The organism is Thermococcus sp. (assembly GCF_027023865.1).
Classification (GTDB): Archaea; Methanobacteriota_B; Thermococci; order Thermococcales; family Thermococcaceae; genus Thermococcus.
The window spans coordinates 44,450-69,405 of the sequence record NZ_JALVUC010000011.1 but is presented as its reverse complement, the minus strand read 5'-3'; the positions used below and the strand labels follow the sequence as shown (position 1 = coordinate 69,405).

General features: G+C 52.1%; 29 protein-coding genes and 1 rRNA gene. 10 read left to right on the top strand and 20 right to left on the bottom strand.

All coding sequences use genetic code 11. The features are described 5' to 3' along the window. Window positions 1-30: 30 nt before the first annotated feature. Window positions 31-152, bottom strand: a 5S ribosomal RNA gene (gene rrf / locus MV421_RS03440). Window positions 153-207: 55 nt separating this feature from the next. On the opposite strand from rrf, the gene MV421_RS03435 reads away from it, so the two are divergent. Next, window positions 208-1,722 carry a hypothetical protein gene (locus tag MV421_RS03435; RefSeq protein WP_297417122.1) on the top strand — a complete coding sequence of 505 codons (1,515 nt, stop codon included), beginning with the start codon at window positions 208-210 and terminating at the stop codon, window positions 1,720-1,722. A 1-nt stretch (window position 1,723) separates the two neighbouring features. Next, entirely contained in the window at window positions 1,724-2,086 is a 363-nt protein-coding gene (locus MV421_RS03430; RefSeq protein WP_297417125.1) for a ribonuclease P protein component 4, read from the top strand. On the opposite strand, the gene MV421_RS03425 is transcribed toward MV421_RS03430, so the two are convergent. Further along, window positions 2,071-2,649 (bottom strand): cyclase family protein, encoded by a 579-nt coding sequence (locus MV421_RS03425; RefSeq protein WP_297417129.1) that lies wholly within the window; start codon window positions 2,647-2,649, stop codon window positions 2,071-2,073. The two genes, MV421_RS03430 and MV421_RS03425, sit on opposite strands and share 16 nt — an antisense overlap. A gap of 338 nt (window positions 2,650-2,987) precedes the next feature. Between MV421_RS03425 and MV421_RS03420 the strand changes: the two genes are divergently transcribed. Beyond that, complete coding sequence (locus MV421_RS03420) at window positions 2,988-4,253, top strand: adenosylhomocysteinase (RefSeq protein ID WP_297417132.1); 1,266 nt, start codon at window positions 2,988-2,990, stop codon at window positions 4,251-4,253. On the opposite strand, the gene MV421_RS03415 is transcribed toward MV421_RS03420, so the two are convergent. The 5 genes from MV421_RS03415 to MV421_RS03395 are packed head-to-tail and all read right to left on the bottom strand — an operon-like array spanning window position 4,204 to window position 9,911. Then, a complete protein-coding gene (locus MV421_RS03415; RefSeq protein WP_297417135.1) occupies window positions 4,204-5,088 on the bottom strand; it encodes a hypothetical protein in 885 nt (294 codons plus the stop codon). The two genes, MV421_RS03420 and MV421_RS03415, sit on opposite strands and share 50 nt — an antisense overlap. Beyond that, a complete protein-coding gene (locus tag MV421_RS03410) occupies window positions 5,085-6,311 on the bottom strand; it encodes a DUF58 domain-containing protein (protein ID WP_297417138.1) in 1,227 nt (408 codons plus the stop codon). The genes MV421_RS03415 and MV421_RS03410 overlap by 4 nt, the downstream gene beginning before the upstream one ends. A gap of 5 nt (window positions 6,312-6,316) precedes the next feature. After that, window positions 6,317-7,117 carry a hypothetical protein gene (locus MV421_RS03405; protein ID WP_297417141.1) on the bottom strand — a complete coding sequence of 267 codons (801 nt, stop codon included), beginning with the start codon at window positions 7,115-7,117 and terminating at the stop codon, window positions 6,317-6,319. Further along, window positions 7,114-8,937, bottom strand: coding sequence for an Ig-like domain-containing protein (locus tag MV421_RS03400; RefSeq protein ID WP_297417144.1), 1,824 nt, complete (start codon window positions 8,935-8,937; stop codon window positions 7,114-7,116). Before MV421_RS03400 ends, MV421_RS03405 begins: the two co-directional genes overlap by 4 nt. Beyond that, complete coding sequence (locus MV421_RS03395; protein ID WP_297417147.1) at window positions 8,937-9,911, bottom strand: MoxR family ATPase; 975 nt, start codon at window positions 9,909-9,911, stop codon at window positions 8,937-8,939. The genes MV421_RS03400 and MV421_RS03395 overlap by 1 nt, the downstream gene beginning before the upstream one ends. Before the next feature lie 107 nt (window positions 9,912-10,018). On the opposite strand from MV421_RS03395, the gene tsaA reads away from it, so the two are divergent. Next, a complete protein-coding gene (gene tsaA / locus MV421_RS03390) occupies window positions 10,019-10,684 on the top strand; it encodes a tRNA (N6-threonylcarbamoyladenosine(37)-N6)-methyltransferase TrmO (protein WP_297417150.1) in 666 nt (221 codons plus the stop codon). On the opposite strand, the gene wtpC is transcribed toward tsaA, so the two are convergent. From wtpC to MV421_RS03365, 5 genes are all read right to left on the bottom strand, one after another. Continuing rightward, a complete protein-coding gene (wtpC, locus tag MV421_RS03385; RefSeq protein ID WP_297417154.1) occupies window positions 10,656-11,690 on the bottom strand; it encodes a tungstate ABC transporter ATP-binding protein WtpC in 1,035 nt (344 codons plus the stop codon). The genes tsaA and wtpC overlap by 29 nt on opposite strands. Beyond that, complete coding sequence (wtpB, locus tag MV421_RS03380; RefSeq protein WP_297417278.1) at window positions 11,677-12,429, bottom strand: tungstate ABC transporter permease WtpB; 753 nt, start codon at window positions 12,427-12,429, stop codon at window positions 11,677-11,679. Before wtpB ends, wtpC begins: the two co-directional genes overlap by 14 nt. Before the next feature lie 66 nt (window positions 12,430-12,495). Continuing rightward, window positions 12,496-13,557 carry a tungstate ABC transporter substrate-binding protein WtpA gene (wtpA, locus tag MV421_RS03375; protein ID WP_297417157.1) on the bottom strand — a complete coding sequence of 354 codons (1,062 nt, stop codon included), beginning with the start codon at window positions 13,555-13,557 and terminating at the stop codon, window positions 12,496-12,498. A 60-nt stretch (window positions 13,558-13,617) separates the two neighbouring features. Then, window positions 13,618-14,178 carry an HD family hydrolase gene (locus tag MV421_RS03370; protein WP_297417160.1) on the bottom strand — a complete coding sequence of 187 codons (561 nt, stop codon included), beginning with the start codon at window positions 14,176-14,178 and terminating at the stop codon, window positions 13,618-13,620. Window positions 14,179-14,180: 2 nt separating this feature from the next. Continuing rightward, window positions 14,181-14,495 carry a GTP-binding protein gene (locus tag MV421_RS03365; protein WP_297417281.1) on the bottom strand — a complete coding sequence of 105 codons (315 nt, stop codon included), beginning with the start codon at window positions 14,493-14,495 and terminating at the stop codon, window positions 14,181-14,183. 49 nt (window positions 14,496-14,544) lie between these two features. Between MV421_RS03365 and MV421_RS03360 the strand changes: the two genes are divergently transcribed. Continuing rightward, the gene (locus tag MV421_RS03360) at window positions 14,545-15,102 is read left to right on the top strand and encodes an Era-like GTP-binding protein (protein WP_297417164.1); all 558 of its coding nucleotides are present in this window, start codon (window positions 14,545-14,547) and stop codon (window positions 15,100-15,102) included. A 1-nt stretch (window position 15,103) separates the two neighbouring features. Here the strand turns inward: MV421_RS03360 and MV421_RS03355 are convergent, their stop codons facing one another. Genes MV421_RS03355 through MV421_RS03345 form a run of 3 tightly spaced genes read right to left on the bottom strand, consistent with a single transcriptional unit; the run spans window position 15,104 to window position 17,083 of the window. Then, window positions 15,104-15,526, bottom strand: a complete 423-nt coding sequence (locus MV421_RS03355) for a secondary thiamine-phosphate synthase enzyme YjbQ (RefSeq protein ID WP_297417284.1) — start codon at window positions 15,524-15,526, stop codon at window positions 15,104-15,106. Continuing rightward, window positions 15,516-15,824, bottom strand: a complete 309-nt coding sequence (locus tag MV421_RS03350; protein ID WP_297417167.1) for a hypothetical protein — start codon at window positions 15,822-15,824, stop codon at window positions 15,516-15,518. The genes MV421_RS03355 and MV421_RS03350 overlap by 11 nt, the downstream gene beginning before the upstream one ends. Next, window positions 15,803-17,083: a prenyltransferase gene (locus MV421_RS03345; protein ID WP_297417170.1), complete on the bottom strand. Its 1,281-nt coding sequence runs from the start codon at window positions 17,081-17,083 to the stop codon at window positions 15,803-15,805. The genes MV421_RS03350 and MV421_RS03345 overlap by 22 nt, the downstream gene beginning before the upstream one ends. Window positions 17,084-17,202: 119 nt before the next feature. On the opposite strand from MV421_RS03345, the gene MV421_RS03340 reads away from it, so the two are divergent. Both MV421_RS03340 and MV421_RS11025 read left to right on the top strand, forming a co-directional pair. After that, complete coding sequence (locus tag MV421_RS03340) at window positions 17,203-18,303, top strand: TRM11 family methyltransferase (protein WP_297517831.1); 1,101 nt, start codon at window positions 17,203-17,205, stop codon at window positions 18,301-18,303. 89 nt (window positions 18,304-18,392) lie between these two features. After that, a complete protein-coding gene (locus MV421_RS11025) occupies window positions 18,393-18,509 on the top strand; it encodes a PIN domain-containing protein (RefSeq protein ID WP_366938811.1) in 117 nt (38 codons plus the stop codon). Window positions 18,510-18,546: 37 nt separating this feature from the next. Here MV421_RS11025 and MV421_RS03335 read toward each other — a convergent pair whose 3' ends face one another. Then, window positions 18,547-18,975: a CoA-binding protein gene (locus MV421_RS03335; RefSeq protein ID WP_297417176.1), complete on the bottom strand. Its 429-nt coding sequence runs from the start codon at window positions 18,973-18,975 to the stop codon at window positions 18,547-18,549. A gap of 65 nt (window positions 18,976-19,040) precedes the next feature. Here MV421_RS03335 and MV421_RS03330 point away from each other — a divergent pair, with 65 nt between their 5' ends. Continuing rightward, window positions 19,041-19,478: a hypothetical protein gene (locus MV421_RS03330; protein WP_297417179.1), complete on the top strand. Its 438-nt coding sequence runs from the start codon at window positions 19,041-19,043 to the stop codon at window positions 19,476-19,478. Here MV421_RS03330 and MV421_RS03325 read toward each other — a convergent pair. Genes MV421_RS03325 through MV421_RS03310 form a run of 4 tightly spaced genes read right to left on the bottom strand, consistent with a single transcriptional unit; the run spans window position 19,411 to window position 22,235 of the window. Further along, window positions 19,411-19,830 carry an NfeD family protein gene (locus tag MV421_RS03325; RefSeq protein ID WP_297417182.1) on the bottom strand — a complete coding sequence of 140 codons (420 nt, stop codon included), beginning with the start codon at window positions 19,828-19,830 and terminating at the stop codon, window positions 19,411-19,413. The two genes, MV421_RS03330 and MV421_RS03325, sit on opposite strands and share 68 nt — an antisense overlap. Next, window positions 19,827-20,474 (bottom strand): M48 family metallopeptidase, encoded by a 648-nt coding sequence (locus MV421_RS03320; protein WP_297417185.1) that lies wholly within the window; start codon window positions 20,472-20,474, stop codon window positions 19,827-19,829. Before MV421_RS03320 ends, MV421_RS03325 begins: the two co-directional genes overlap by 4 nt. Then, entirely contained in the window at window positions 20,471-21,787 is a 1,317-nt protein-coding gene (locus tag MV421_RS03315) for a glycerate kinase (protein WP_297417188.1), read from the bottom strand. The genes MV421_RS03320 and MV421_RS03315 overlap by 4 nt, the downstream gene beginning before the upstream one ends. A 28-nt stretch (window positions 21,788-21,815) precedes the next feature. Next, window positions 21,816-22,235, bottom strand: a complete 420-nt coding sequence (locus MV421_RS03310) for a DUF371 domain-containing protein (RefSeq protein WP_297417191.1) — start codon at window positions 22,233-22,235, stop codon at window positions 21,816-21,818. 109 nt (window positions 22,236-22,344) lie between these two features. On the opposite strand from MV421_RS03310, the gene MV421_RS03305 reads away from it, so the two are divergent. After that, window positions 22,345-22,548 carry a 30S ribosomal protein S17e gene (locus tag MV421_RS03305; protein WP_297417287.1) on the top strand — a complete coding sequence of 68 codons (204 nt, stop codon included), beginning with the start codon at window positions 22,345-22,347 and terminating at the stop codon, window positions 22,546-22,548. A gap of 315 nt (window positions 22,549-22,863) precedes the next feature. Beyond that, window positions 22,864-24,918: a S8 family serine peptidase gene (locus MV421_RS03300; protein WP_297517828.1), complete on the top strand. Its 2,055-nt coding sequence runs from the start codon at window positions 22,864-22,866 to the stop codon at window positions 24,916-24,918. Window positions 24,919-24,956 lie beyond the last annotated feature (38 nt).

Genomic DNA, 24,956 nt, shown 5'->3' with positions numbered 1-24,956 from the left:
GTGTAGGTGGTTACTCTAGAAGGATATAGCGGCCGGCGGCGTTTCCGGCTTCCCACCCCCTCCCGGAGGGCAGTACAACCGGAAACGCAGGCGGGCTTAACTTCCGGGGTCGAAACGAGACCGGGTATGACCCCACCGCTATGACCGCCGTACCAATACATACCTGTCGCGGAGGGTTTATAAATCTTACGGTCATAAAGTAGATCAATGGAGGAAGAACTGCTTGAGCTTTTAAGGATGGAGAATGGAAAGGATCCACTCAGCCCGGGGAAAAGACTCAGAGAGTTTCAAAAAAAGCTTCAGAACCTCAGAATCGGGGAAGAAGCTGAGGTAAAGGGCTTCATGACAGGCAGGAAGACCCCTAACGCACCCAGGGATGCCCTCTATCTGTTCCTCTCACCGCTCCCACCGTCAGAACTGGCAAGTCTCCCCCGGGGAGAGTTCAGAGCCTACGCCGTCGTTAGGGTTGATGATAAAACCTCCTTTGTAGGGAAGGTAAAGCCCGGGAGCTACGTCATCGTAAAGGGCATCCTAGACGCGTATCCCCTGGGCAACCTCCGGATGGTACGGGCGCGCTCCATTGAGGGGCTGGACTACTCCGACTACTGGAAGGATTACAGCGAGTTCGCCCTCAGCAGGGATGAGACAATTGATCTGTTTGAGGGGAGCGTTTATCTCCGTGATGAGATGCGTAATACTCTTCTCTACTCAATTCACGGCGTCCCGTACATTCCCGGAGAAAGCTGGGGGGAGGGCTTTGAGTTCCTCGCATTACGATATAAAGACGAATCCGAGGTGCTGGCCCTCTGGAACGTCCTCAAAAGTCTCCATTCAGCCTTACCAAAGGAGGTTCAGCTGAGAAGGAAGAAGGTTATAGAGGCAGACGACCCACTTTTGGGACTTGACTTCCGCTTTTCAGACCCCAACGGAAGCGATATTCGCTACTATGCTCCCCACACAAAGAAGGGGCTTGTAAATCCTGTGAAGTGGGCGCTTAAAGCCATCACCTCCAAGAGGGCGATAGGATTCCTTCCGAAGAACGTCGAGGCAAGACCCCTCGACAGGATGGCGAGACTGGCGGAGACCCCATTCGTACTCATTTCCTCGGAAGAGAAGCCCTACTTTGAGGCCAGAAGGGAGTTCTTCCAGCTTATTCCAAACCTCCTTGTGACGATTTTCATGAATCGGGACAGGTACTCTGCTCTGGACGCGAAGAGGACTAGACCAATGGAGGAGGAGTTCCTGCGGTGGCTCCAAGAGAGTAGGAACGACTACGGGGAGGAATTTCGAGCACTTACAGCCCCAAGCGGCCCGATGAGTGTAAAACTCCGCGCCGAACTCGGGAGGAGGCTGTTTGGATCGATAGTGCGCTTCAGGGGAAGGGCCACCAAAAAAGCGGCGAGGGATGTCAGGCTGATAAACAACACCCTTGTGAACGAGTGGATGGTGGTTCTCAAAGATAATCCCGAGGAAATGATGAGGCTTTTAAAGGAGTACAAAATGTACATACCCGGGAGCCTCAAGGCAAGGAGGGCACTGGAGATACTCAACGACCTTGCCTCGATAAGCCGCACCGGAGGGGTATCAAAGGAGGACTTTATACACGAGCTTGTGCGGGAAGGCTTCTCCGAGAGGGATGCCCTTGGGGTGGTGGAGAAGCTCATGGCCACGGGCTACGTCTACGAACCGTTCCCCGGAAGGCTGAAAATAATTGGGTGGTAGCATGTCAAAGAAGTTCATCAGGCAGAAAGAACAGAGGGAAAAGAAGAGAATAGCGCGGGAGAGGGTGGAAACGCTCTTCACACTGGCTGAGAAGGTTTATCCCTACGATGAAAACCTTGCCAACCGCTACGTTGAGATAGCGCTCGCTATTCAGCAGAAGGCAAGGATAAGGATGCCGAGGAAGTGGAAGAGGAGGTATTGTAAACGGTGTCACTCGTTTTTAGTCCCTGGGAAAAACGCAATTGTAAGGCTCAGGAGCAGACCCTATCCCCACGTGGTGGTTAAGTGCCTCAAATGCGGACACATAGCTCGCTATCCCTATCTAAGGGAGCAGAAGGAGAAACGACGTCAGTCATCTGAGTGAAGCATCGCGACGGCCCTCACCGGACTTCCCGAGCCGCCTTCTATCTTCAGCGGAAAGGCTATGAACGTGAACTCTTTCTCAAGAAGTTCCTCAAGGTTTGCCAGGTTCTCAAAAATTGGAACCTCGGCGCTCAGGAGTATCTTGTGAACGGCTTCATCCCCTATACTCATAGCATCGATGCCGACGGCCTTAGCCCCTTCTGCCACGAGGAACAGAGCAACCTCGGGGGAAAGTTCCCTTCCGTTGGTGAGGAACAGAACCACCCTGTCAAAATACCCTGAATCTGGGATCTCCTCAAGCTTTACCTCTCCTTCCCCACCGCGAACGTCAAGAACGAGGCCCTCTCCGACGAACTTCTCGAGCGGAAGCTCATCAACCGTCTTGCCCTCAGCTATGAAATGGGCTGGAGCATCGACATGAGTGCCGGTGTGCTCCCCCATCTTAATGACGTTCATGTAGTAGCCGTCCCTGTCTATAACCGCCCAGAGTTTTATGTTCACCGGCGGGTCGTCGGGGTAGAGCGGGGTCTCCTCGGATATGGGAATGGAGAGGTCGATTATCATGTGCCCACCAGAGTAATGGGTGTATTAATTAATATAAACCTTGCCGTTTTCCCCAAGAAGGCGGAGGGGGTACCTCTGTTTAGAAAGCGCTGGATCACTTTTTCTATTGTCAGCTTGATATCCCTTGATTCCCAGCAGTGTCCAATAGGAGAAGGTCTATTTCAGTGCTTCCAGCAAGCTGAGGGGTTGTTAGAGTACCTCCCCTCAATGTGGAGTGGTAATGTTTAAAGGTTGCCCTCTCCCGCATGGGCATCTACAATAGCAGTAGTAGGCCCCCCCAATTTAGAGACCTTTCGGAGGGCTTTTAAGAGTTCAGCCGAAGTTCTTATGGTGATGGTATGGACTGCACGAAGGACTACTGCGTTAGGGATTTGGACCTCGCGCCGAGCGGGGAGAGGAAGATAGACTGGGTCTCCCGCTTCATGCCGGTTCTCCAGAGCATAAGAAAGGACTTCGAGGGGAAGAAGCCGTTTAAGGGTGTGAAAATAGCCACAACACTCCACTTAGAGATGAAGACGGCCTTCCTCCTTCTAACGCTCAAAGCCGCCGGCGCCGAAGTTTCTGCGGCGGCGAGCAATCCGCTCTCAACGCAGGATGATGTGGTCGCAGCACTGGCCAAATCGGGTGTTAAGGTCTACGCGGTAAGGGGAGAGAGCAGGGAGGAGTACTACGAGAACATGCACAAGGCGCTCGACATAGGACCGAACATAATCATAGACGACGGCGCGGATATGATAAGCACGGTGATGAGGGAGCGGAAAGAGCTGATAGATGGAATCTGGGGCGCGAGCGAGGAGACGACGACCGGCGTGATACGCTTGAGGGCGATGGAGAAGGATGGCGTTCTGAAGTTTCCCATCATAGCGGTCAATGACTCCTACACGAAATACCTCTTCGACAACCGCTACGGAACGGGCCAGTCAACGTGGGATGGCATAATAAGGACGACGAACCTTCTCGTTGCCGGAAAAAACGTCGTTGTCGTCGGCTACGGCTGGTGCGGCAGGGGAATAGCGATGCGCGCGAAGGGCCTCGGTGCCACGGTGATAGTCGTCGAGGTCGACCCGATAAGGGCTTTGGAGGCACGGATGGACGGCTTCCTTGTCACGAACATGGGAGAAGCGGCCAAAATAGGGGACATCTTCGTCACTTCAACGGGCGACATCAACTGCATCCGCAGGGAACACTTTGAAGTCATGAAGGATGGGGTCATAATGGCCAATGCCGGCCACTTCGACGTTGAGATAAGCAAGCCAGATCTTGAGGCCTTGGCCGTTGAGATAAACGAGGTCAGGCCCAACATACGGGAGTACAAGCTCGCGGATGGCAGGAGGCTCTACCTGCTCGCTGACGGAAGGCTGGTCAATTTGGCAGCGGCCGACGGCCACCCAGCGGAGATAATGGACATGAGCTTCGCACTCCAGGCTAAGGCGGCGGAATACATCAAGGACAACCATAATAAGCTCAAGCCGAAGGTCTACGTGCTCCCAAGGGAGATTGATGAGATGGTCGCTCGTATAAAGCTCGTGTCGATGGGTGTGGAGATAGACGAACTCACGGAAGAGCAGAAAAACTATCTGGAGAGCTGGGAGCACGGGACGTAGAGAAAACGATGTATCTAACACCGCTTTCAACGCTTTCCTTTTTCTTTGTGAGGAACTTACTGTCCCATGGGGAGCAGATGACCACGTATTCGGGCACGTTTTCGGAGGGAAAACTCAGGAGAACAATTCTTTTTACGGGACTGCCCCCTTCCAAAAGGAGTTCAAAACCGTTCTCCCATATCGAGCCCTCTTTGACCCTAAAAGAATCACCTGCTGTCATGTAAGTTCTGAATACGAGAACCGTTTTCGAGGCGCTCTCTTCTTTCCTTTCGATTGTTGATATGATGACTCCGATTAGAAGGGCAAAGAGAACGGTGAGGTAGGTCGGGAAAAGTCCAATCGGGTTTCTTCCCAGAGATGTTGAGTAGAGGAGGTAAACCAGTAACATCGCTCCGGGGAGCATGGATAAGAGAATTGTCTTCAGTTCTATTGTTATCAGATTTTCAAGCTCATCCTTAGGATACCCTAGCCCAAGGCTTTTCATCCTAGAGTGGAGAGAATGGGCATAGGGGACGAAGACAATGGAAACACCCAGCGGCATTGCCGTGAGAGTAACAAAGGGAACTTTCTCAACAGGGACGCCTCCCAAGTACGGTAAAATATATAAAACGGTCAGTGCAATGACAACATAGGTAAGGCCAATACCCCTGACCCTATGAAGATAAACCGAAAATACGAACAGGGTCAGGAAAGATATGGCCTCCGGGGGCATATACAGCCCAGATCTTCCCGCGATGGCGGAGGAAATACCGTTAAAGTGATATGCCAGCGAAAAACCCGGAGAGATTGAGGCAAGGGCTAAAATTCCAATGGAAAACTTTTCGTAATTCCTCACAAGATCACCTCCAGAAGTTTGAGAACGCCCTTTCTGACGTCCTTTGTGACAGTAACCGAGGGGAAAGCAAGCTCCTCCCTTAGAGACTTCTTCCTGAGAGAAACAAGTTTACCTGCACTTAAATCCTCGTAAACGTCAACATCAACGAGCACGGGAGCGTTCCCTGTTTTAGTCAGAAGCTTCTTAAGACCCTCTTTGATTGAAGTGAGATTTGAATCCGTGAGGTTCGTGACAACAACTGGAACAACCTGCCCTTTGAGGAGTCTTTTCGTCCTTTCAACTGCAAGAGAAAGGGATTCCTCGGTTGAGGTCATCCCCAGGGAGAGCAAAAATCTCGTAAACGTCGAGAGGGAATCTGAACCCGAAACGGGAGAAATCAAGGTACCGTGCCCAAGAGCGTAAAGGCCGACACGGTAACCTCTGTTGAGAAGATACGAAACCAGTGGCAACATAAAACTTACCGCGACCTCAAGGGCACTCTCCTTAAAGCCACCAACTGCCATTGAATCAGAGGCATCAACGTAAAATATGAAAATAAGGGATCCCTCCCTCTCGTATTCGTTTACAAGTGGAACTCCCAGCCTGGCAGTGGCCTTCCAGTTTATTGTTCTCATCGGGTCCCCAGGTCGGTATTCCCGTATCTCCCTGAAATCTGTTGAGGAAACACCCATTCTGGCCCTTGTAACCTGCGGAAAGCCCTGTCTCCCCAATCTTCTGGGTGTGGATCTCTTTATGTTCATGATTTTTGAACTGGCCGTGATTCTGACTTCTTCCGAAAAGAGCGCATATCCTGGCTCCTCAAGCTCAAAAAAGTGCCTTCCCTCAACCTCCACGGGGGAGATTGTATGACTTCCGCGCTTAATGGCCCTTACTCTGTAGGAATACTCGACATCAAGTTTCTTCTCAGGCAATTTGAAGAAGACGTGCCTGTTGGTTCCATCAACGATTTCAAGTGCCGGGGAAACGACGTCTCCCACCAGAACAATACCCGTTCCGCGCTCAACATTCAGCTTGACCTTAACTTCTGTCTCTTCACCTATCTTTAGACCGGTCTTCTCAACGGTTCTCTCAACGGAGAAACCCGAAGGAGTCTCAAACAGAAGGGAAAATGCCAGCACAGATGCTGGAAGAAGGGCAAGATAGGAGATGCTAATCGCTCCCGTCAGCACCGAGAGAACCAACGGAAGGAATGTAAAGAGAACAAACCAGCGAAGCCAGTTCATAATAATCACCAAGCCTTTATTTTTTTGAAAAGCTCGTTAACTAGCTGTTTTCGTTTTCTCCTTTCCCGCTCCATGTAAAGAAGCCTGAGCCAGACCGGTGTTAGAGGACCTCCCAGGTCAGGCTGATATCCTATAATTGGCTCCAGAGCCCTCTCGACATCTCCGTTTTTGACATTTCGGGGAGCAACCCTGGAAACAACGACAACGAGGGGAGTTTTATTGGTGTACTCCACAAACTGACGAACGGCGTTCTCCGCCTCCCTTAGCCAGGAATCAGCTTTGCCGACTTCTGTAGGGGGGGTATCAACCGCCACCACGTTACCCGAGCCGAACCTCAGTGAAACGTACTTCCCGATAACAAACGCTATCCAAGTAAGGGCCACTACAATGAGAAAGTCCAGGAAATAAATGGCCTTCAGTGAAGAGGGCCCGTAAAATGTCGCGAATCCAACGACACCACCTGCGAGAGCCACGCCCAGCATGTTTCGGGGAAGAAAATCGTTGCCTCTCCTGTAAAGAGGGTATGAGACCAAGTACGCCAAACCGACGAAAAGGAAAAGAACGGCTAGAATCCCTTTAACCCATCCTCCAAGGGACAAGAGAAGCACCACCGAGGATGAAAGAAACGCGAGCGTTCTCACCAAATAACCCCTAGGCTCTCCATAGACGGTCGCCAAATTTGCAAGGGCGAGGAGGAAAACGAGGATTATCGTAATGTCTCCAAGAGATCCCCGGAGCAGTATTCCCAGGAGCCCCCAGAGGGCTATACCCTCGAGGTACGTCTTCAGTAAATTCCCCAAGTTCATTGGAACACCCCCATCCTCTGGAGAGAATCAACCATTCTGAAGAAATTCTCCCTGTTAACGTCTTTTGGCGAGTAAAGTGCCGTTGTGAAAATTCTGGCTATCTGAAAGACGTCTCCGGGAAAGCCCTTCTCAGAGAGGGCCAGTGCAATCTCAAAGGGGGTCTTATTTTCCACAGGAACGTATTTCATCGCGAACGGCAAGAAGTGGAGTTTATAGAGCGTTACAACGGCCTCTTTGGGATGTAGGACCCAAAGCTCCGATATCATATCACATGCCTCCAGAATATGAAGCCCAGTCCTTCTTAGCTCTGCCCTTCTCTCCTCGACCGGCCTGCCATCGAGCTTTAGCTTACAGCCAAGGTCGGGAAGTTCAATAACCTCCCTTTCAACAAAAACCCTTCTTTTTATGGGAAGCTCTGAGACCTTCGGCGGTTCAGGAGCTTTCTGTTCTGGGGTTTCCTCCCCAACAGCTACAATCCGAACCCTTCTCCCCATGAGAATACCCACAATCCCAAGGGCAGTCAGGGCCAAAATCGAAGAGTAAATGGTGGCTTTATTCGGGACATGGATTTCAATCCAGCGGAACTCCAAAAAGGGTTTTTTGTAAACGGTTTTTTCCACCGAAAGGTACAAACCGTTGCCAGGGTAAAGAATTTTGACTGACTTCACAGTCAAGCTGAGAGTTACATTAAAAACCCCATTGTTGACCTTCACGGGAATTCTCACCGTTCCATTATCTGTCCTGACAACCAAGATAACGGTTCCGTTCAGAGGAATGTTCCCGTAGTGCAGAAGACCGGTAACCATGGTTTCGTTGCCAGTTGTAACGTTGACGTCAATTTCCGGATAGCGCTGTATGACTACCCGGGGGTCGCTGTTTCCTGGATAGGCGTCAGGACCTGTATAGTGAGCAACAACGGAGTAACCGCCGGCAGAGACACTGGAGGGTATACTGCACGTCACGTTGAAGGTTCCGTTTACAACGTTTCCCATACCAACGACGATGCCCTTTTCAGCCTTGGTCCGGTTTATTGTTATCGCCACCGTTCCCCTTCTAATTGGGCTTCCATTGGGGTAGGCCACAGTTCCCGAAACATGCATAGTGAGCTCGTCATTGCCCCTGAGCGTGGAGGGAAGAGAAGTAATCCTGACAACCGCCCGGGGGAGAACCTGAACCCAGGCCAGAAGGGCGTTTTCAATGTACCCGCTGACGTTCAGCTCAAAGAAGAGGGGGTAATATCCTGGTGGGGTATCGTTGGCAACATGAATGGTATACATAAACTCCCCGGGAAGAGATGACGAATCAACGACCTCAAGATACTTCGATTTATTAAAAATTAGGGAGCCAATAATCGTGGAAGTAATCCTAACGGAAAACGTTCCCCCGACGGGAGTCTTCTGAAGGGGTCTATCAATTCTCAGATATTCAAGTTTGTCCACGCCTTTAATGAGTCCATAAGTCTCAAGGGGAACGTAGTAAACACCCGGTTGTTTCACAAGAAGGTCCCATGTTTCGTTGATTGATATTGGAACGTTCTTGGCGGGTGTATCAACACAGACAAGCATTGGGTTGCTCGGATAAAGCGATACAGGGCAGGGTGCTGTTTTATTTGTTGGCTTGAAGGTAAAGTTCAACCTTGGCGGAACGTTGCCTTCGCCAGATACCAGTTTTTTACTCGAGGAGTTCTCCCCAGAGTGTCTCTCGTGGAACTTTGATATGCCCTTCGCTAAACCACCTTGGGGAATGAGGATGTAGCTGAGTGACAGCACCATCAAGGCAGATAGCAGAAACACGAGGAGGGAAGCCCTAACCTTATCCATCACTCTTCACTCTCGTTTTCCTTGGGTACGGGAGTATTATGTAGTGCCCTTTTGACCACGTTTCTCCCACTAATCCCCTCAAAGGAGTACTCGGCTTTTATTACGATTCTGTGGGCAAGAGCATCAACCGCAAACCGCTTCACATCGTCGGGAATCACGAAATCTCTCCCTTCCAAAGCGGCGTTTGCCTTTGATGCCTTCAACAGAGCAAGGGCACCCCTAGGACTCGGCCCTGCCTCGACTCTATCGTCCATCCTCGCGTTTCTCACGAGCTCTGCAATGTATTTCACAACAGGTCTGCTAACGTACACCGAGTTCTCAACAATTTCCTGCATCCTCAAAAAGGTCCCTCTGTCAATAACGGGCCTCAAGTCAGCCGTCGGGTCATCTTTCTTCCACTTAATCCTCGCCTCGAGGATTGCAATCTCGTCTTCGAGGGTTTCGGGATAGCCTACACTGAGACGGAGGAGAAACCTGTCAAGCTGAGCCTCGGGAAGGGGATAAGTTCCCTCATACTCGATTGGATTCTGCGTTGCTATTACAAAGAACGGCTTCTCCAGTTTCAGAGTTTCACCCTCAATCGTGACCTGTTTCTCTTCCATTGCCTCGAGGAGGGCGCTCTGCGTTTTCGGGGGAGCACGATTTATTTCATCGGCAAGGAGGACGTTGGTGAAAATAGGCCCCTTAACAAGCTCGAAAGCTCCGAGGTTCTGACGCCACACCTTGGTTCCCAGTATGTCTGCAGGGAGTAAATCTGGAGTAAACTGAACTCTCCTATAATCCAGACCAAGAACTCTTGAAAACGCCTTTGCGAGAAGCGTTTTACCAAGACCAGGGTGATCTTCAAAGAGAACGTTGCCGTTGACAAGAGCCGCGGTAAGTGTTTTCATAATAACGTTATCGTTTCCAATGTAAACGCTTGAAACTGATTCAACGATCGAAGACGACAGCTCTTTCAGCTCCTCAACGTCCATTATAACCACCGCTATTACTATTGGATTTCCGTCGCTAATAATAAGATAGAGTTTTAAATCTTGCGGTTCCTTTAAAAGTTCCGGAGAAAAGATGGTTCAGTGATACGATGAAATTTGAACCCTTTAAAATTCTCCCTATCAGATATGTAAGGAAGAACGAGGAACTTCAGGAAACTTACATTGAAATCCTTCACAAGTTTCGGGAAGCGATTGAAGGCCTGCATGAGGGAGACTGGATAAAGCTCGTCCTCTGGTTCCACAGGAGCGATACACCTGCAGGGAGAAGAGTTCTAAAAGTTCACCCCTACGGCAATCCCAAGAACCCCTTGACTGGGGTCTTCGCAACGCGCTCACCCTACAGGCCGAACCCGGTAGCGCTCTACACCGTCAGAATCCATCGCATTGAAGGAAACCGCCTCTACATAGATTGGATAGATGCAATGGACGGCACTCCGGTTGTCGATATAAAAATTTTCGTTGAGAGGTACGACTGCCCCAAGGAGATGCCCATAGAGGGGAGGGAAGCCGACATTAGAGGGGGTAGGATGATCGACGAGGTTAACATTATCCCGAGGGAGAACGAGCACTTAGACGAGCTTGAGGAGGTTTCGCCGGGGGAGTACGATGCAGTAATCCTCGAGATAGGGCCGAAGGCAACGACGCTGACAGCTGAAGAACTGGTCGAGCTGATTGAAACGCTGGAGGGGGTGTACGAAAGCCTGCCTGTCGAGATAAAAGATAAGCTCAGAAGACGTGAAGGGCGCTCGCCTTGAAGTTCATCCAGACCCTTTTTCCGGGCGTCAAATTCATTTCAAGCATCGAGGAACGGGTTACGAATGCCGAAAGTGCCGTTCCGGAGGCGTTAAGCCTGACCCTCACGAGGGGTCCGAGTTCTTCTATGCCCTCAACGGTCGCCTCAAAGGTGTTCCTGGCCGAGGTCCTTACCTCTTCCGTCGAGAGGATTATATCCTCGGGTCTTATACCGACGCGGACCCTTCCACTGGCCTCTATCGGAAGCTCTATCTCAATGCCGTTGACCTGTAGCTTTCTCCCTTTGGCGATTCCCTCAATTACGTTTTCGAATCCCAGGAAGCGGGCAACCTCTTCGTTTGCCGGCCTTGAGAAGACTTCTCTAACGGAACCGACCTGGATGAGCCTTCCGCCGAGCATAACACCGACGCGGTCGCCGAGGCTGACCGCTTCCTCGAAGGAGTGGGTGACGTGAAGGGTAGTGAACCCGAGCTCTTCCCTCCAGAGCTTCATCTCACTCAAAAGCTTCGAGCGGGTCTGGACGTCGAGGTTCGCAAAGGGTTCATCCAAGAGTATCAGGGGAGGTTCAACTACGAGCGCCCTCGCGAGGGCTACCCTCTGTTGCTCCCCACCGCTCAGGGTTCTCGGCTTTCTGGAGAGCAGGTGGGAGATGCCAATGACTTCGGATATATCTTTCACTTTTCTCTCAACCTCACCCTTTGGAACCCCTCTGACCTTCAGTCCAAAGGCTATGTTGTCGTAAACGCTCATGTTTGGGAAGAGGGCGTAGTTCTGGGGAACGTAGGCCAGGCCTCTCTTCTCGGGCGGTAAATCCGTAACATCCCTTCCGTTAAGGTAGACTCTGCCCCCGTCAGGCTCTATGATTCCGGCGATGATTTCAAGGAGAACGGTCTTTCCGGCACCGCTCGGACCGAGGATTATGAAGTACTCACCACTTTCAACCTCAAAGGTTATACCCCTGAGGTGGAACTCCCTCCAATCCTTGGAGATTTCCTCAGCGCGGAGCATTGGCACTCCTCCCTATCAGCCATCTGAGAACTACAAAGATTCCAAGGCTTATCGTGACCATGAGAACCGCTATCGGCCTTGAAGCTCTCAAGCCGTAGTTGTTGAAGTACTCGAGGATCAGAACCTGTGCCGTCATCGGGTAATATGCAACTATCAGGATTGAACCGACCTCGCTTATGGCCCTCGCCCAGGTCATTATCGCCCCACTAGCTATGTTGGGAAAGGCCATTGGGAGGGATATCGAGAAAAAGGCCCTGAGGCGGGAGGCACCGAGAGTTCTCGCAACGGCCTCAAGCTTCTCATCCACAGCTAAAAAGCCGTCCCTCGCGGAGTTTACGGTGAAGGATGCAGAAACAAATAGCATAGCCGCAATTATCCCCCGATAGTTGTCGAGGATGTAGGTGGAGTAGGTCACGAGGAGCATTATTCCAACGACCGAGTGGGGGATGACTATGGGAACGTCTATGATGGCCTGGACGAGGCTCTTTCCATGGAAGTCTTTTCTGGCCAGGATATAGCCGAGGGGGACCCCCAGGGTGATCGCTATCAAAGCCGTTGCCGTTGCCGTGAGAAGGGAGCGTTTAACCGCCGAAATCACTATTGGGTCGTGGAGGGTTTTAACGAAGGTGTCAAAATCACCGGCCTGTCTCGCGTATATCGTAGCCAGGGGGAGGAGTATGTAGACGATGAGGAAGCTACCGAGTGCGGCAAAGAAGTACAGGGTGTAGTCGCGCCTCATGGTTCCCCACTCGATAAGGGTCATTTCGCCTCCTATCGGTTTATTTAACAAAAAGAGGGAAAGCGGTCACTTCTCGACCTTGACCTCGTTTTGGATTATCTGTGGAACGCTTCCGAAGGCTATCGGTGGGTTGAGGAAGTCCTGGTAGTTTTGATCGAAAACTTTCTGTCCCTCCTTGCCGAGCCAGAACTTCAGGAACTCAAGGGCCAGCTCCCTGTGTGGGGCGTTCTTGAGAACCGTTACGCCGTAGACTATGGGCTTCGCCTTGATTGTCTTCCCGGTTGAGCCGAGGGTGATCTCAACCTGGGAGTAGTGGTCAGCGAGCTTGAAGTCGGCGAGGTCAATCTGGGCAGGGAGCGTTATGTAACGGAGGTGGTGCTGCTCGGCGACGCTCTTGTATATGAAGAAGTAGTCGATCGCACCGCTCTCAACGAGGCCAACGAGGTCGGTCTCCTTCGGCCTTATGACTATCTTACCGGTCTTGAGCTGGATCTCCTTGGGGGCATAGACGTGAGTTCCGTTGGCGTAGATGTTGGTGTTCTTCTCAACGAGAGTCTCGAATATCGGTTTGCCGTAATAAAGGTCGGCCAGCTTCATGACCATAACCGAGCGATAGCCACAGGGGTCGTCGTTGGGGTTGCTGAACCCGAAGCGAACGCCCGGCTTGGCGAGGATTTCATACCAGTTCGTTGAGTTAATCTCGTTCGCGTACCTGCTCTTGTTGGTGAAGGCTATGACGATCTGGTTGGTGGCAAAGAGGACGTAAAAGTCGGTGTAATTGGGGACCAACATCTGCGGGATCAGGGTGTAATCGGCCGTTGCCACTATGTCCGCCGGTTTGTGGAGATCTGTAACCTTCCTAGCTGCCATGACGCTTCCACTCGCCTCATCCTGAAACGTTACCTTAACTCCGAGATTCTTCTCGGCGTATTTGGCGAATTCCGTCTCAAGTTGCTGGAGCGGGACGCTCAGCGAACCAGCATGGAAGATTATCAAGGTCTCTTCCTTGGGGGTTTTGCTCTGGGCCGCCTTTGTGACTCCGCTGGAAGAACTACCGATGCATCCAGCAGCTGCCACAGACATCAGAAGAACCGAGATTAGGAGTAAACTTACACTTAGCTTTCTCATGGAACCCACCTAAGTAGGATGACAGAAAATGTATTTAAACATTTTGAGCAAACAAAGGCATTAACGTAAACTCTCGTGTTTTCTCAATTTGAGGAGTTCCTCCACCAAATAACCTAGCTCGTCGTAAAGCTCGCTCTCCCTGAGCTTCTCAACGGCCCCCCAGAACTCGTCGAGGTTTTGGAATCCAGTTCGCTCATACTCAAGGGTCTGAACCAGCATCTCCAACCTGTCCGCGAACTTTACGAGCTTGCCCTCGAGGGTGGTCTCGTTTTCGTACTCATCAAAGAGATCCAATAGGTCCCGACGACCGACCGGGGAGAGCATCTCTTGGAGTGCTTCCCTCTCGCCGGTCGCTTTGTTGAGGTATTCCTGGGCAGTGAGCGGCACGTCGGTTATTCTAGCCTCGGCCAAATCGTGTAGAAGGGTCATCTTAATAGCCTTTTCAATATTGACCTCAACGCCTTTGGATTTCAGCTCATCCGCGAGGAAGAGTGTTATTAGGGCTGTTCTGAAGCTGTGATCCGCTATACTCTCTGGGTTCTTGATCCCACGGAGAAGCCAGCCAGTTCTCGGGAGTCTCTTGAGGTTGCCGGCCTCGAGAAAAAGCTCAATGAGGGACATTTTCACTCCTCCGTTGTGAAGAGCGCTCTCTCTGTCTCAACGGCACTAGAGATTATGCAGTCACCAAGGAAGCGGCCGTAGACCCTGACTCTATCCCCCAAGCTGATGCACGGGCTTCCGGAGAATTCGACCCTTATGCCAGAAACTCGAAAGGTAGTCCTGTAACCGGGCAGTTCCATAGGCAGGAACTCGACTAAGGGTTTGTCCTCTACCGTGCCTTCAATGACAACGTTCTTTCCCCTGAAGCCGCCCGAATGAAGGTCATCGACTGTGACGATATAGTAGTAATGGTGACCGAATTTAACCCGCCTGGGCATGTTCATCACCTTTATATCTCTTTGGCTCATCACCACTTGGGGTGAGGGTATGATAAAGGTTGCGATTATTGGGGCGGAGAACGTAGGTAAATCAACACTCATGAACGCCCTCATAGGGGGGAGGGTGAGCGAGGTCGAGAACCTACCTGGGACGACCAAAGGGGTGATAAGGCGGCGCTTTGGCAAGCTCAAGATACCGAAGGGCATGAAGAATCCACTCGGGGGGGCCGATGAGTTCGTGCTCATCGACACGGCCGGCCTCTTTGACCCCCAGGGGGAAACAAGGGGAAAGGTGCTCAGCGAGGAGCGTTTTAGGGGGATAATTGACGAGATAGTCTCAGCGAACATTATCATTCACATGGTCGATGCAACGGTTGGCCTACACAGGGGGATGGAGAGGCTCCACCACGTCCTTAAGATGCGCTACGAGAAGCCGATAATAGTGGTAATCAACAAGATAGACCTCGTTCCGAGGGAGCGCGTTGAAGAACTTAGGGAAATCATAAAGAAGAGGCTTGAACAGGAGACCGTCCCCCTCTCGCTCGTTACCTACAAGGGCTTCAACGAACTCCTCGAGAGGATAGCGCATTACGCTCAGTACGTTTAGTTTATTCCTCTAGGAACTCTGGGCAGGGACAAACCATTACCTGAACCTTCCTGTGTCTCGGACCGTCGAGTTCAACGAAGAGAATCCTCTGCCAGGTGCCGAGCTGAAGCTCAGCCTCGTCGATGGGGATGACCACCTCAGGGTTTAGAAACAGGCTTGCCCTGATGTGGGAATGTGCGTTGCCGTCAATACGGTCGTGAGAATAGCCGGCGCCTTTGGGCACAAGTTCCTTCATCTTGGCCTTTATGTCTTCAAGGAGTCCATTTTCAGCCTCGTTTATAAAGAGGCCGGTTGTGGTATGCCGGGTGAAGACGATGACTATGCCGTGCTTCACCTTGGAGCGGTAGACAAGCCTCTGAACGTCATCAGTTATATCAACTATCTGAAACTTTTCAGAAGTTGGAACCTCAAGCTCAAAGAGCATTCCCCTCACCTGAGAGGGATTTCTCGATGGCCTTTAAAGCGCTTTCCACATCCAGAACCCGTTGGAAAACCACCGCACGTAGGAGAACCGCAAGCTCGTAGGCTTCAACGGCGTCCCGGTTCCCCTCCTCAAGAACGACCTCCCTCAAGGTTCTGTATATCTCCTCAACGGCGTCTCTGAACAGAGTCTCGTCGGAATAGATCCCCCGGTCGGTTAGGAGAACTACCACCATATCCCTTAAAAAGTCGAGGCGATGCATGCCATTCCTTCTTCCCATCAGCATCTTGAGTCGTTCCACGGCACAACCCTCCCATTAAGTTCAGTGTCCAGCGCGGCCAGGAGTATCTCAGACACAAGGAACGAAGCGAACTTTATGTCCCTGACTTCAAGCGCAGCATCAATGGCCCTCTCGACCCCTCCAGACTTAACGAAGTTGTGGGCCACGTCCGCCAAGACTATGGAGCGCAGGCGCTTGTCCTTCATCATCATTCCGATTTTCATCGCATCCTCCAGCCTGTTGTTGAGGACGTAGAAGCGCGCTATCTTCGCCCAGACCTCCTCATTTGCGGTGCTCCTTCCAACCGCCACGACGACATCCCAAAGGTCAAGATCTCTAAGCTCCAGAATTCTGTTCAGAACGGCCTTCCCAACGGGAACCGCCTCCTCGTCGGTGAGGGCATCAATGTAAGAGACGAGTGCACCCGCGTCCCTCTCGAGGAGTTCGAGGGCGATCTTTGCCAGAAGGTCATCGCTCTCAATGCGGCGGATGAGGTCGAGAGCTGCACTTCCGTGGCTGGAAAGGGCAAGGGCAAGAGCCATTTCCTCTACAAAGGCCCCATCAAAGCGTTCTATCAGGGCCTTTGCGGTTCCCTCAAGTGCATCGATGTAGTGGCCGAGGACGCCTTTCTCCTTCATGAAGAAAACAACCTCCTTGAAAGCGCGCTTCGCCCACTCCCTGACCTCTACCTCGCGAAGCATTGAAACCGCCCCATCGTAGTTTCCCATAGCAAGGTAGGCCTTGATGACCTCAAGGAGGGACTTGGAGCGGTAAGGTTCTCCATCGATGTACTCAAGGGCGAGCTTTATCTTTCTGATGTGGTAAGCAATCTCCAGCTGACTTTTCCCCATGGCCCTGCTTCCGGCGCGAATTATACTGTATAGGGTCTCGTTGCGCAGTTCACGGTTGGAGATGTCGCCGGCAAAGCGGATGGCCTCGCCAAGGTCCCCAAGGGCGATAAGATAGGTGCTAGCAGTCTGGAGGACTATATCCCTCTGTGCATCCGGGAGAACCCGGGAATCCTCAAAAACACTATGGTAGATCCTCTTCGAAGATTTCAGACCAGCCTTGCCCATTGAATATCCAATCGAAAGGAGTGCGCGGAATGCTGTCATAGGATTGTCTATGTCCTTAACGGTTTCCATTGCCTTCACGAAGGCCGTTTTAAAACCTTCGTTGTGGACCGAAACGAGCCTCTCGCCTATTTTAGCATATGTTGCAGATTTTACATAGGGCTCTGGAATTACCTCAACAGATGAGAGGATTTCGTTGATTAACATACAATATCGCCCCCGGGTGATTAAGGATATTGTCAAGGTCTTCGTTGGAATATTATGCATTTTCACTTATTAAGTTATCCCTCGGAACGTTTTTAAATGGCCCCGTTGAAGTTTTAACCATGTACGCGGTGCTATTTGGTAAAAATCCAGCCCTCAGTGAGGCGGAATTTTATTCCTTCAGTCGGAGATTCGGTCTTAACGTTAAGCCAATCAGGTCGAGTCGTTACTGGTTGTTATTCAATTCCTCACGTAAGGTTGAAAGATACTTCCACTGGCTCGGTGGCTCTTTGAAGCTGATAAAAATAGTAGGGGAGGGTGAGGGAGCCGTAAAGGATCTGGAGTACTCTCGGTTCTTCACTTTAAGCCTCTATGGAAGAAACGACTGGAGGCTCTGGAGGAAGCTCGGGAGCAAGATAAAGAGACACTTTAAGGAGGGGGGTCCTACAAAGTTCTTCAAGCCGGCTAAAGTCTACGCGATGCCGGCGGAGCTGCTCCTGAAGGGCTTTCCAGAGGTGAAAGACTTCGTTTTTCTTTTTAGAGAGGGTGAAAGCGCTCTCGTCGGCGAGACGGTTAAGGTCACCGACCCCTTCGAGCTGAAGAAGCTCGACGTCGGGAGGCCCATTCAGAAGCCCATCCTTTCAATTCCACCCAGGCTCGCGAGGACAATGGTTAACCTTACCGAAGTTAGGAAGGGGAGTTTTTTAGACCCATTCTGCGGCATTGGAACCGTCGTTCAGGAGTTCGTCCTTCAGGGTTTAAACGCATACGGGTGCGACAGGGATGGAGGGCAGATAAACGCGGCAAAGAAGAACCTCGCCTGGCTCAGGGAGGAGTTCCACCTCAAAAATTCTGCCCACCTGGAGGTCTGCGACGCGAGGAAGCTCAAGAGGTGCTTTAGACAGCGCTTCGACGCGATAGTAACCGAGTCATACCTTGGAAAGCCCCTCAAGAGGAACCCTAGCAGGGACGAAGCAATTAAATTCGCCAACGAGCTTGACCGCTTCTACTATCCTGTCTTCGAGAGCTTTGCCAACGTGCTGAAGAGGAACGGGAGGGTTGTTTTCGTCTTCCCAGCGTATAAGCTGAGTGGCGGTGGAGTTTACAGGAAAGAGCGAAAGTGGCTCGGGAAGCTCGGCTTTGAAGTTCTGGGGAGGTACACAGACTACGAGGAGAGGCACCGCCTGGTTAGGGATATCCATGTGCTGAAGTACAGGGGCTAACTGTTATCTTTTTCTCTTGAAAACCTCGCCGTTCACGACAGGGAAGAAGTCAGCTTTGTGAATGAGGACTTTTACTCCGAGTTCATTCCCTGCCACTTAGGGTAAGCCCAGATAAAGACGACGCAGACTTTGTGGCCCTCGCCCTGAAGGTAAACGCTCCCCTGTGGAGCAACAATAGGAGGCTGAAAGAAATTCGAGAAATCTAGGTGCTGAACACGAGAGAGCTTCTGGAACTCCTGAAACTCACTCCATAAGCCTCTCGTGCTCCTGCTTTATGCACCTGTGGGCCACCGCCATTAGACCGGCCTCCTTGGCCTTCCTGAAGGCTTCCCTGTCGTAAGTCCCGAACTGGAACCAGACAACCTTTGCTCCTTTCTTTATGGCCTGCTCCACATAGTCCATCGTGAACTCCGGCCGAACGAAGAGGTCGACTATCTCCACATTATCAGGAATGTCGAGAACACTTGGATAGCACTTCTTTCCGAGGACTTCGGAATAACGTGGGTTCACGGGGTAGACCTCGTAGCCCTTCTCAAGCAGGTAGCGCATCACCTGGTTGGCGTCGCGCTCCGGCTTTGGTGAGGCCCCTACGAGGGCTATCCTCCTGTACTTCGTCAGTATTTTCCTAACTTCCCCATCACTTAACCTGTCAACGGGCATCTTCATTACCATGGCTATCCCGAGGATTTGGAAAGCAACATTTAAAACTCTAACCGAGAAGTTTCTTCGATGAGAACATGGCGCTATACGAAGAGAGACTAACGAGCAGGGTGTTTCAAATCATCGTGCTGATTCCAGTCCTTGCGATGTTCGCGGGTCTTTACGGTGCATATCATGCGGGAGAGGGCTTTGAGATAATGCTCACGACCACACTTGGAATTTCAGTTCTCCTTCTGGATGTCACGGCCATCAAAATCGAGATAGACGAGCGTGAGGTTAGAATAAGGGGCCTTTTCGGGCTCGTAGTCAGGAAGACGGTTTCTACCGAGAACATAGCGGGCTTTGAGGTTCGGAAGGGCTGGATGAGCTGTTACGGGACGATCCACTTCACCCTTCCAGCAAAGGCATGTGTCACGATACGGCGGAAGAAGGGCTGGACTGTTTCCTTCACGACGAACCATCCAGAGGAAGTTGCCCGGGTTCTGGCGATGCTCGGCGTTCCACGAGGATCTTAGCGCCACTCACACCGACTATCACAACCACCTCGCCCTTCCGGGCCGTTCCGTTTACGCACTTGGCACTCCAGAGCTCATCAGCCACTTTTACAAGGCCTCTGGGGTTTAAATCCTCAACCACCATCGCGGTTCTCCCGATCAGGCTCTCAGAGCCGATCTGAGGCTTGGCGCTGAGGCCGCCGCGCAGGATGAAGGGCACCACACGAAAATCCTTGGCCAGGAGAACCGCTATGACGACCGCCACCACCCAGAGGGGAAGCTCAACCCCAAAGCTCGGCAGTACCCAGATGAGGAAGAGACCCACTACAACCTCGTCGGCCATCAGCGCCATGAACTTGAGAAGGCTTCTCATTCCTTCCCACCAAGCCATCGCCAGTAGGGGTTGAGTCCTATGATATTCCACCATCTCTTAAGTTCTTCCCTTGCGCCCCTGTAGTCCAGGCAGAAGCGCCCAACGAGCCTCCAGAACGCCTTTGAATGGTTCATGTACTTCAGGTGAGCTAGCTCGTGGACGACGACGTACTCTCTAAGCTCCACCGGAACAGAAACGAGGCGGACGTTGAAGTTCAGGTTGCCCTTAGGAGAGCAACTCCCCCAGCGAGTCCTCTGGTGCCGGATGGAGACCTTTCCCGGAGAAACCTCCATCTTACGCGAGCACTCATCAACAAGGGCGAGAAGCTTAGGCCTGAGGAAGGCCTTCAGCCCGGAGAGGGCCTCATCACGGTATCCTGAGAGAACCACCGTCTTAAACCGTTCATGGACCTTCGTTTTCCCCCCATGTAGCACAGTGTAGAATTCACCATTTATCGGAAAGCCTGACCGGGCTGTCTCCCGCAGACCGTCTATCTCGGCCAGCCTGGCCTCGAGCCAGTTTCTGTGCCTCTCGATGAAGTCCTTCACTTCAAAGCCCTCCGGGGCCGTGATGACCACCCTTCCATCGGGCTTAACCTCGAGGCGGGCGTATTTAACTGGCCTCCTTTTGATCTCCACCTTCATACCACCACCGCCACCACCAGCGAGTTCACGTTCGTTCCAGTCGGTCCGGTTTTAAGGAGTGCATTTACAGTTTTGAGTGCCCTGTAGGCGTCGTGCCTCCTAAGGACGTCCTCGACATTGATTCCGGCCTTTTCCAGTCTTTCAATGGTCTTCCCATCAACTATTCCACCAGCTGCACCGGTCGGCCCGTCTGTGCCGTCCGTATCAACGGCCAGGACAACAGCGTTGAGACCCGATATCTTCCGGGCAATGCTCATGGCAAACTCCTGGTTCGGACCGCCGAGGCCGGCTTCTCCACCAATCGTTACAGTCCACTCACCTCCCGCTATGAGAACGGCCGGCTTTGGAAGTGGACGGTTGCATTTGGCCACTTCCTGGACTATCGAGCCTATCGCGAGCGCTACCTCCCTCGCCTCCCCTTCGAGGGCCGTCGTCAGGATTCCGGCGTTGTAGCCCAGCTCTTCTGCCTTCCTCCGGGCTGCCTCGCAGGCTCTCGTCCCACTCCCCACAATGAAGTTATGAACGTTTGGAAGATTTTCCTTGAGGGTTTCCTCGACTTTTCCGTTCAAACCACGCTCAATGTGCTTCTTAACGCTCTCGGGCAGCTTCTCCCAGACGCCGTAGAGGCTCAGAATCCCATAGGCATCTTGGAACGTCGTGGGGTCCCTCACGGTGGGACCGGAGGCTATGGTCTCAAGCGGGTCTCCGACGACGTCGGAGAGGATCAAACTTATCACCGTCCCCTTAACGCGCTTCGCGAGCTTTCCACCTTTCACTGTGGAGAGGTGCTTCCTCACGGTGTTTATCTCGGATATCTTTGCGCCGCTCTTAAGCAAAAGCTCATTCGTCCGGATTTTGTCCTCAAGGCTTATCCCCTCCTCCGGGAGGAGGAAGAGCGTGGAACCACCACCGGAGATGAGGACGAGGAGGATATCCTCTTCTCCAATCCTCTTGGCAAGTTCAACGCCTAACTTTCCTCCGAGGAGGGAGTTCTCGTCCGGAATGGGATGGCCGGCCTCGATAACTTTGATTCTCTGGATTCTGGGGCAGTTCCAAGCGTAGCCATACTTCGTGACGATGAGGCCCTCTTTAATGCGCTTTCCGAGAAGATCAACGACGGCCTTGCCCATCGCGCAGGCGGCCTTGCCAAAGGCGAGGAGGTAGATGCTTCCGGTTACAGGAAACTCCCTCCCAAAAACCCTTAGGGCGTTGCCCCTAACTCCCATTGCCCTTTTCACTGCAAGATATGGATCAGCCGCCTTCAGCGCGGCGTCGAGTATGGAGTGGGCATCTGTTCTGGCTTGGGACAACATAGGGGAAATATGAATAAGGTCTTAAAAATCAGTCGAGGATTAGGAGTTCCACCTCTGCCTTCGCTTCCGGATGTCTCAGGAGTTCAACGATGCGCCTGTCTATGTCCCTTGCGGCCTTGTTAGCCCTCACCGCGAGCGTTCTCCCGTCAACATAAGTGCTCCTTCTAACCACCATTGAGTACTCGTGGTCTAAAATCAGGTCTGGACTTCCCTCAGCGAGGACCTCGTCCACAATGCCCCCAACTCTTATGCGAATGAGGAGCCTTTTCCCAGCTCTGAGAGCAGCTTTGAATCCCCCGCTTAGGTCGTTTATCCCCTTATCAGCTTTGATGCAGAGTATGCAGTCTCCCCTTGGGGTAAGGTAGTCCTCCTTCGTAAACTCCAGCGTCGATTTATGGGTGGCTTTAACGTTCTCGTGGCCCCTGCAGTGAATGACTTCCCTCAGCATGGTTTTTGCTCGGGAGGAGGGTTTATAAGCCTGAGCGAGGGAAAAGCTTTAAAACCGCTTTCGAGACTGGGGTATGGTTGTCAGGGTCAAGATAACGGGGGGATTGATGATGGGAAACATCAAGCAGACGTTCATCAAGAGGGCTGCCCGCGAGTTGTTTGACCGCTACCCGAACGAGTTCACAAGGGACTTCGAGCACAACAAGAAGAAGGTCGAGGAACTCACCACCGTCCAGAGCAAGACCATCAGAAACAGGATAGCGGGCTACATGACCAAACTCGTCAGGATGAAGGAAGAGGGCAAGATGCTCTGAGCCCCTTCCGCCTTTTGATGTTCTAACGTTCCGTTCTTGGAAGATTTCCAACATATTACCATTATATGCTTTTTTCTGATGATTCTATGGTACTTTGTTGGAACCCCAAGTTTCAAGTTGGTTCTTAATGCTTAACGAATAGATATGTGTTTGTTTTACATACTCCAAATAGGAATACCAATTCTAATATAATACTTCCAAACGTACGCTGAAGATTCGAAAGATTTATATTTGCATGAACATACCAAGACTGCAATGAAGGGTTTATGACCCTGATGAGTTGATAGAAGCCCAAAGGTAAAGAGGTGTTTAAGTATGAAGAATTGGAAGACAGTGGTGGTTGCCTTATTCCTAGTTGGAATAATGGCAGGTATGGTTGCGGCAGTTCCGGCCAAGCCAGTAGCAGTGAAGCACGTCCAGACCCAGAAGAACTATGGCCTGCTTACCCCGGCCCTGTTCCAGAAGGTTCAGAACATGAACTGGAACCAGGATGTCAGTACCGTGATAATGTTCGACAATCAGGCGGACAAAAAGAACGCGATACGAGTTCTCAAACTTCTTGGAGCTAAGATTAAATACGACTACAAGGCCATTCCAGCCGTTGCGGTTACACTCAAGGTTCACGACCTCCTTATGATAGCCGGTCTCATTGACTCCGGCTTCTTTGGGAACTCCCAGATGTCGGGAATCCAGTTCATCCAGGAGGACTACAAGATACAGGCCGATGTTGACCTTGAGGGACTTGATGAATCAACCGCACAGATATCCGCCCCAGAGGTCTGGAACGTTGGCTACGATGGGAGCGGTGTTACCGTGGCCGTTGTGGACACCGGAATCGACGCCTCCCATCCCGACCTTCAGGGTAAGGTTATAGGATGGAAGGACTTCGTCAACAACAGGACCACACCGTACGATGACAACGGCCACGGAACCCACGTTGCTGGAATAATAGCCAGCACGGGTGCAGCGAGCAACGGCAAATACAGGGGTGTCGCCCCCGGTGCCAAGCTCGTCGGCGTTAAAGTTCTCAATGCGGATGGAAGCGGTTCCGTTTCAACCATAATAGCCGGTATCGACTGGGTTATCCAGAACAAGGACAAGTACAACATAAGCGTCATCAATCTTTCACTCGGAAGTTCACAGAGCTCCGATGGAACCGACGCCCTCAGTCAGGAGGTTGACAAGGCATGGGCAGATGGAATAACAGTCTGTGTCGCAGCTGGGAACAGCGGGCCAAACACCTACACCATCGGCTCCCCGGCTGCGGCACCCGATGTTATAACCGTCGGAGCCGTTGACAAGAACGACGTTATTACCTACTTTTCCAGCAGGGGCCCAACCGCTGACGGCAGGCTCAAGCCGGAGGTAGTCGCTCCGGGGAACTGGATTATCTCCGACAGGGCTGCCGGAACCCAGCTCACGAGCGAGACTGTCGGTCAGTACTACGTTGCCGCCTCTGGAACCTCGATGGCCACCCCACACGTCAGCGGTACAGTGGCTCTCCTCAAGGAGGCCCACCCGGACTGGACGCCTGACAAGATAAAGTATGTCCTCGAGATAACCGCCGATGTTGTGAACTCGAGCGCCATAGCCGGTGTAGCCTACGGCGCCGGTAGGATAAACGCCTACGAAGCCCTCAACTACGACCAGGACTCAAAGGTTGACTTTACCGGTTATCTCGCCAACAAGCAGAACGTCACCAAGGAGGTCACCGTCAGCAGTGGAACGACGAGGATAGCGGCACTCCTCACCTGGGACAACCAGCAGACAGACCTCGACCTCTACATGTACGACCCGAACGGCCAGCTCGTCGACTACTCCGACACCTCATACTACGGCTTTGAGAAGGTCGCCTACAGGAACCCCACCCCAGGAACCTGGTACTTCCTCATCGTCAGCTACTCCGGCAGCGCCAACTACAAGCTCGAGGTGCTCGACGAGGGAGGCACCGTCAGTCAGGGAACTGGCAGTCCGAGCAACGGTGGTAGTAACCCCAGCAACGGTGGCAACAACGGCGGGAGCAGCCCAAGCAACGGTGGTAGCAGCGGAAGCGGAAGCCAGCCTACCGTTGACGAGAAAACCTTCACTGGAACCGTTACTTTCGGGGACTACAACGTCCACGAGATGACCGTGAACAGCGGCGCCACCAAGATAACCGGAGACCTCACCGGTAACAGCTACGATGATCTCTTCCTCTACCTCTACGACCCGAACCAGAACCTCGTTGACAGCTCAGAGAACTTGGGTTCAATACAACACGTTGAATACAATAACCCGGCTCCAGGAACCTGGTACTTCGTGGTCTACGCCTACGACACCTACTACTGGACCGCCAACTACCAGCTCGATGTTAAAGTCTACTACGGATGATTTTTAACCCCCTTTCTTTTTCTTCCTTGAGGTGGTTT

Coding starts and splice junctions, on each gene's coding strand:
- wtpB (WP_297417278.1), bottom strand. CDS start 12,429: ATGAGGCGCGACTACACCCTGTACTTCTTTGCCGCACTCGGTAGCTTC.
- tsaA (WP_297417150.1), top strand. CDS start 10,019: ATGAAATTTGAACCCTTTAAAATTCTCCCTATCAGATATGTAAGGAAG.
- MV421_RS03370 (WP_297417160.1), bottom strand. CDS start 14,178: ATGTCCCTCATTGAGCTTTTTCTCGAGGCCGGCAACCTCAAGAGACTC.
- MV421_RS03330 (WP_297417179.1), top strand. CDS start 19,041: ATGGCGCTATACGAAGAGAGACTAACGAGCAGGGTGTTTCAAATCATC.
- MV421_RS03310 (WP_297417191.1), bottom strand. CDS start 22,235: ATGCTGAGGGAAGTCATTCACTGCAGGGGCCACGAGAACGTTAAAGCC.
- MV421_RS03410 (WP_297417138.1), bottom strand. CDS start 6,311: ATGAACTGGCTTCGCTGGTTTGTTCTCTTTACATTCCTTCCGTTGGTT.
- MV421_RS03300 (WP_297517828.1), top strand. CDS start 22,864: ATGAAGAATTGGAAGACAGTGGTGGTTGCCTTATTCCTAGTTGGAATA.
- MV421_RS03395 (WP_297417147.1), bottom strand. CDS start 9,911: ATGGACGTTGAGGAGCTGAAAGAGCTGTCGTCTTCGATCGTTGAATCA.
- MV421_RS03305 (WP_297417287.1), top strand. CDS start 22,345: ATGGGAAACATCAAGCAGACGTTCATCAAGAGGGCTGCCCGCGAGTTG.
- MV421_RS03435 (WP_297417122.1), top strand. CDS start 208: ATGGAGGAAGAACTGCTTGAGCTTTTAAGGATGGAGAATGGAAAGGAT.
- MV421_RS03405 (WP_297417141.1), bottom strand. CDS start 7,117: ATGAACTTGGGGAATTTACTGAAGACGTACCTCGAGGGTATAGCCCTC.
- MV421_RS03345 (WP_297417170.1), bottom strand. CDS start 17,083: ATGTTAATCAACGAAATCCTCTCATCTGTTGAGGTAATTCCAGAGCCC.
- MV421_RS03320 (WP_297417185.1), bottom strand. CDS start 20,474: ATGAAGGTGGAGATCAAAAGGAGGCCAGTTAAATACGCCCGCCTCGAG.
- MV421_RS03340 (WP_297517831.1), top strand. CDS start 17,203: ATGTACGCGGTGCTATTTGGTAAAAATCCAGCCCTCAGTGAGGCGGAA.
- MV421_RS03315 (WP_297417188.1), bottom strand. CDS start 21,787: ATGTTGTCCCAAGCCAGAACAGATGCCCACTCCATACTCGACGCCGCG.
- MV421_RS03325 (WP_297417182.1), bottom strand. CDS start 19,830: ATGAGAAGCCTTCTCAAGTTCATGGCGCTGATGGCCGACGAGGTTGTA.
- wtpA (WP_297417157.1), bottom strand. CDS start 13,557: ATGAGAAAGCTAAGTGTAAGTTTACTCCTAATCTCGGTTCTTCTGATG.
- MV421_RS03420 (WP_297417132.1), top strand. CDS start 2,988: ATGGACTGCACGAAGGACTACTGCGTTAGGGATTTGGACCTCGCGCCG.
- MV421_RS03360 (WP_297417164.1), top strand. CDS start 14,545: ATGATAAAGGTTGCGATTATTGGGGCGGAGAACGTAGGTAAATCAACA.
- wtpC (WP_297417154.1), bottom strand. CDS start 11,690: ATGCTCCGCGCTGAGGAAATCTCCAAGGATTGGAGGGAGTTCCACCTC.
- MV421_RS03335 (WP_297417176.1), bottom strand. CDS start 18,975: ATGGTAATGAAGATGCCCGTTGACAGGTTAAGTGATGGGGAAGTTAGG.
- MV421_RS03430 (WP_297417125.1), top strand. CDS start 1,724: ATGTCAAAGAAGTTCATCAGGCAGAAAGAACAGAGGGAAAAGAAGAGA.
- MV421_RS03400 (WP_297417144.1), bottom strand. CDS start 8,937: ATGGATAAGGTTAGGGCTTCCCTCCTCGTGTTTCTGCTATCTGCCTTG.
- MV421_RS03355 (WP_297417284.1), bottom strand. CDS start 15,526: ATGCTCTTTGAGCTTGAGGTTCCAACTTCTGAAAAGTTTCAGATAGTT.
- MV421_RS03365 (WP_297417281.1), bottom strand. CDS start 14,495: ATGCCCAGGCGGGTTAAATTCGGTCACCATTACTACTATATCGTCACA.
- MV421_RS03425 (WP_297417129.1), bottom strand. CDS start 2,649: ATGATAATCGACCTCTCCATTCCCATATCCGAGGAGACCCCGCTCTAC.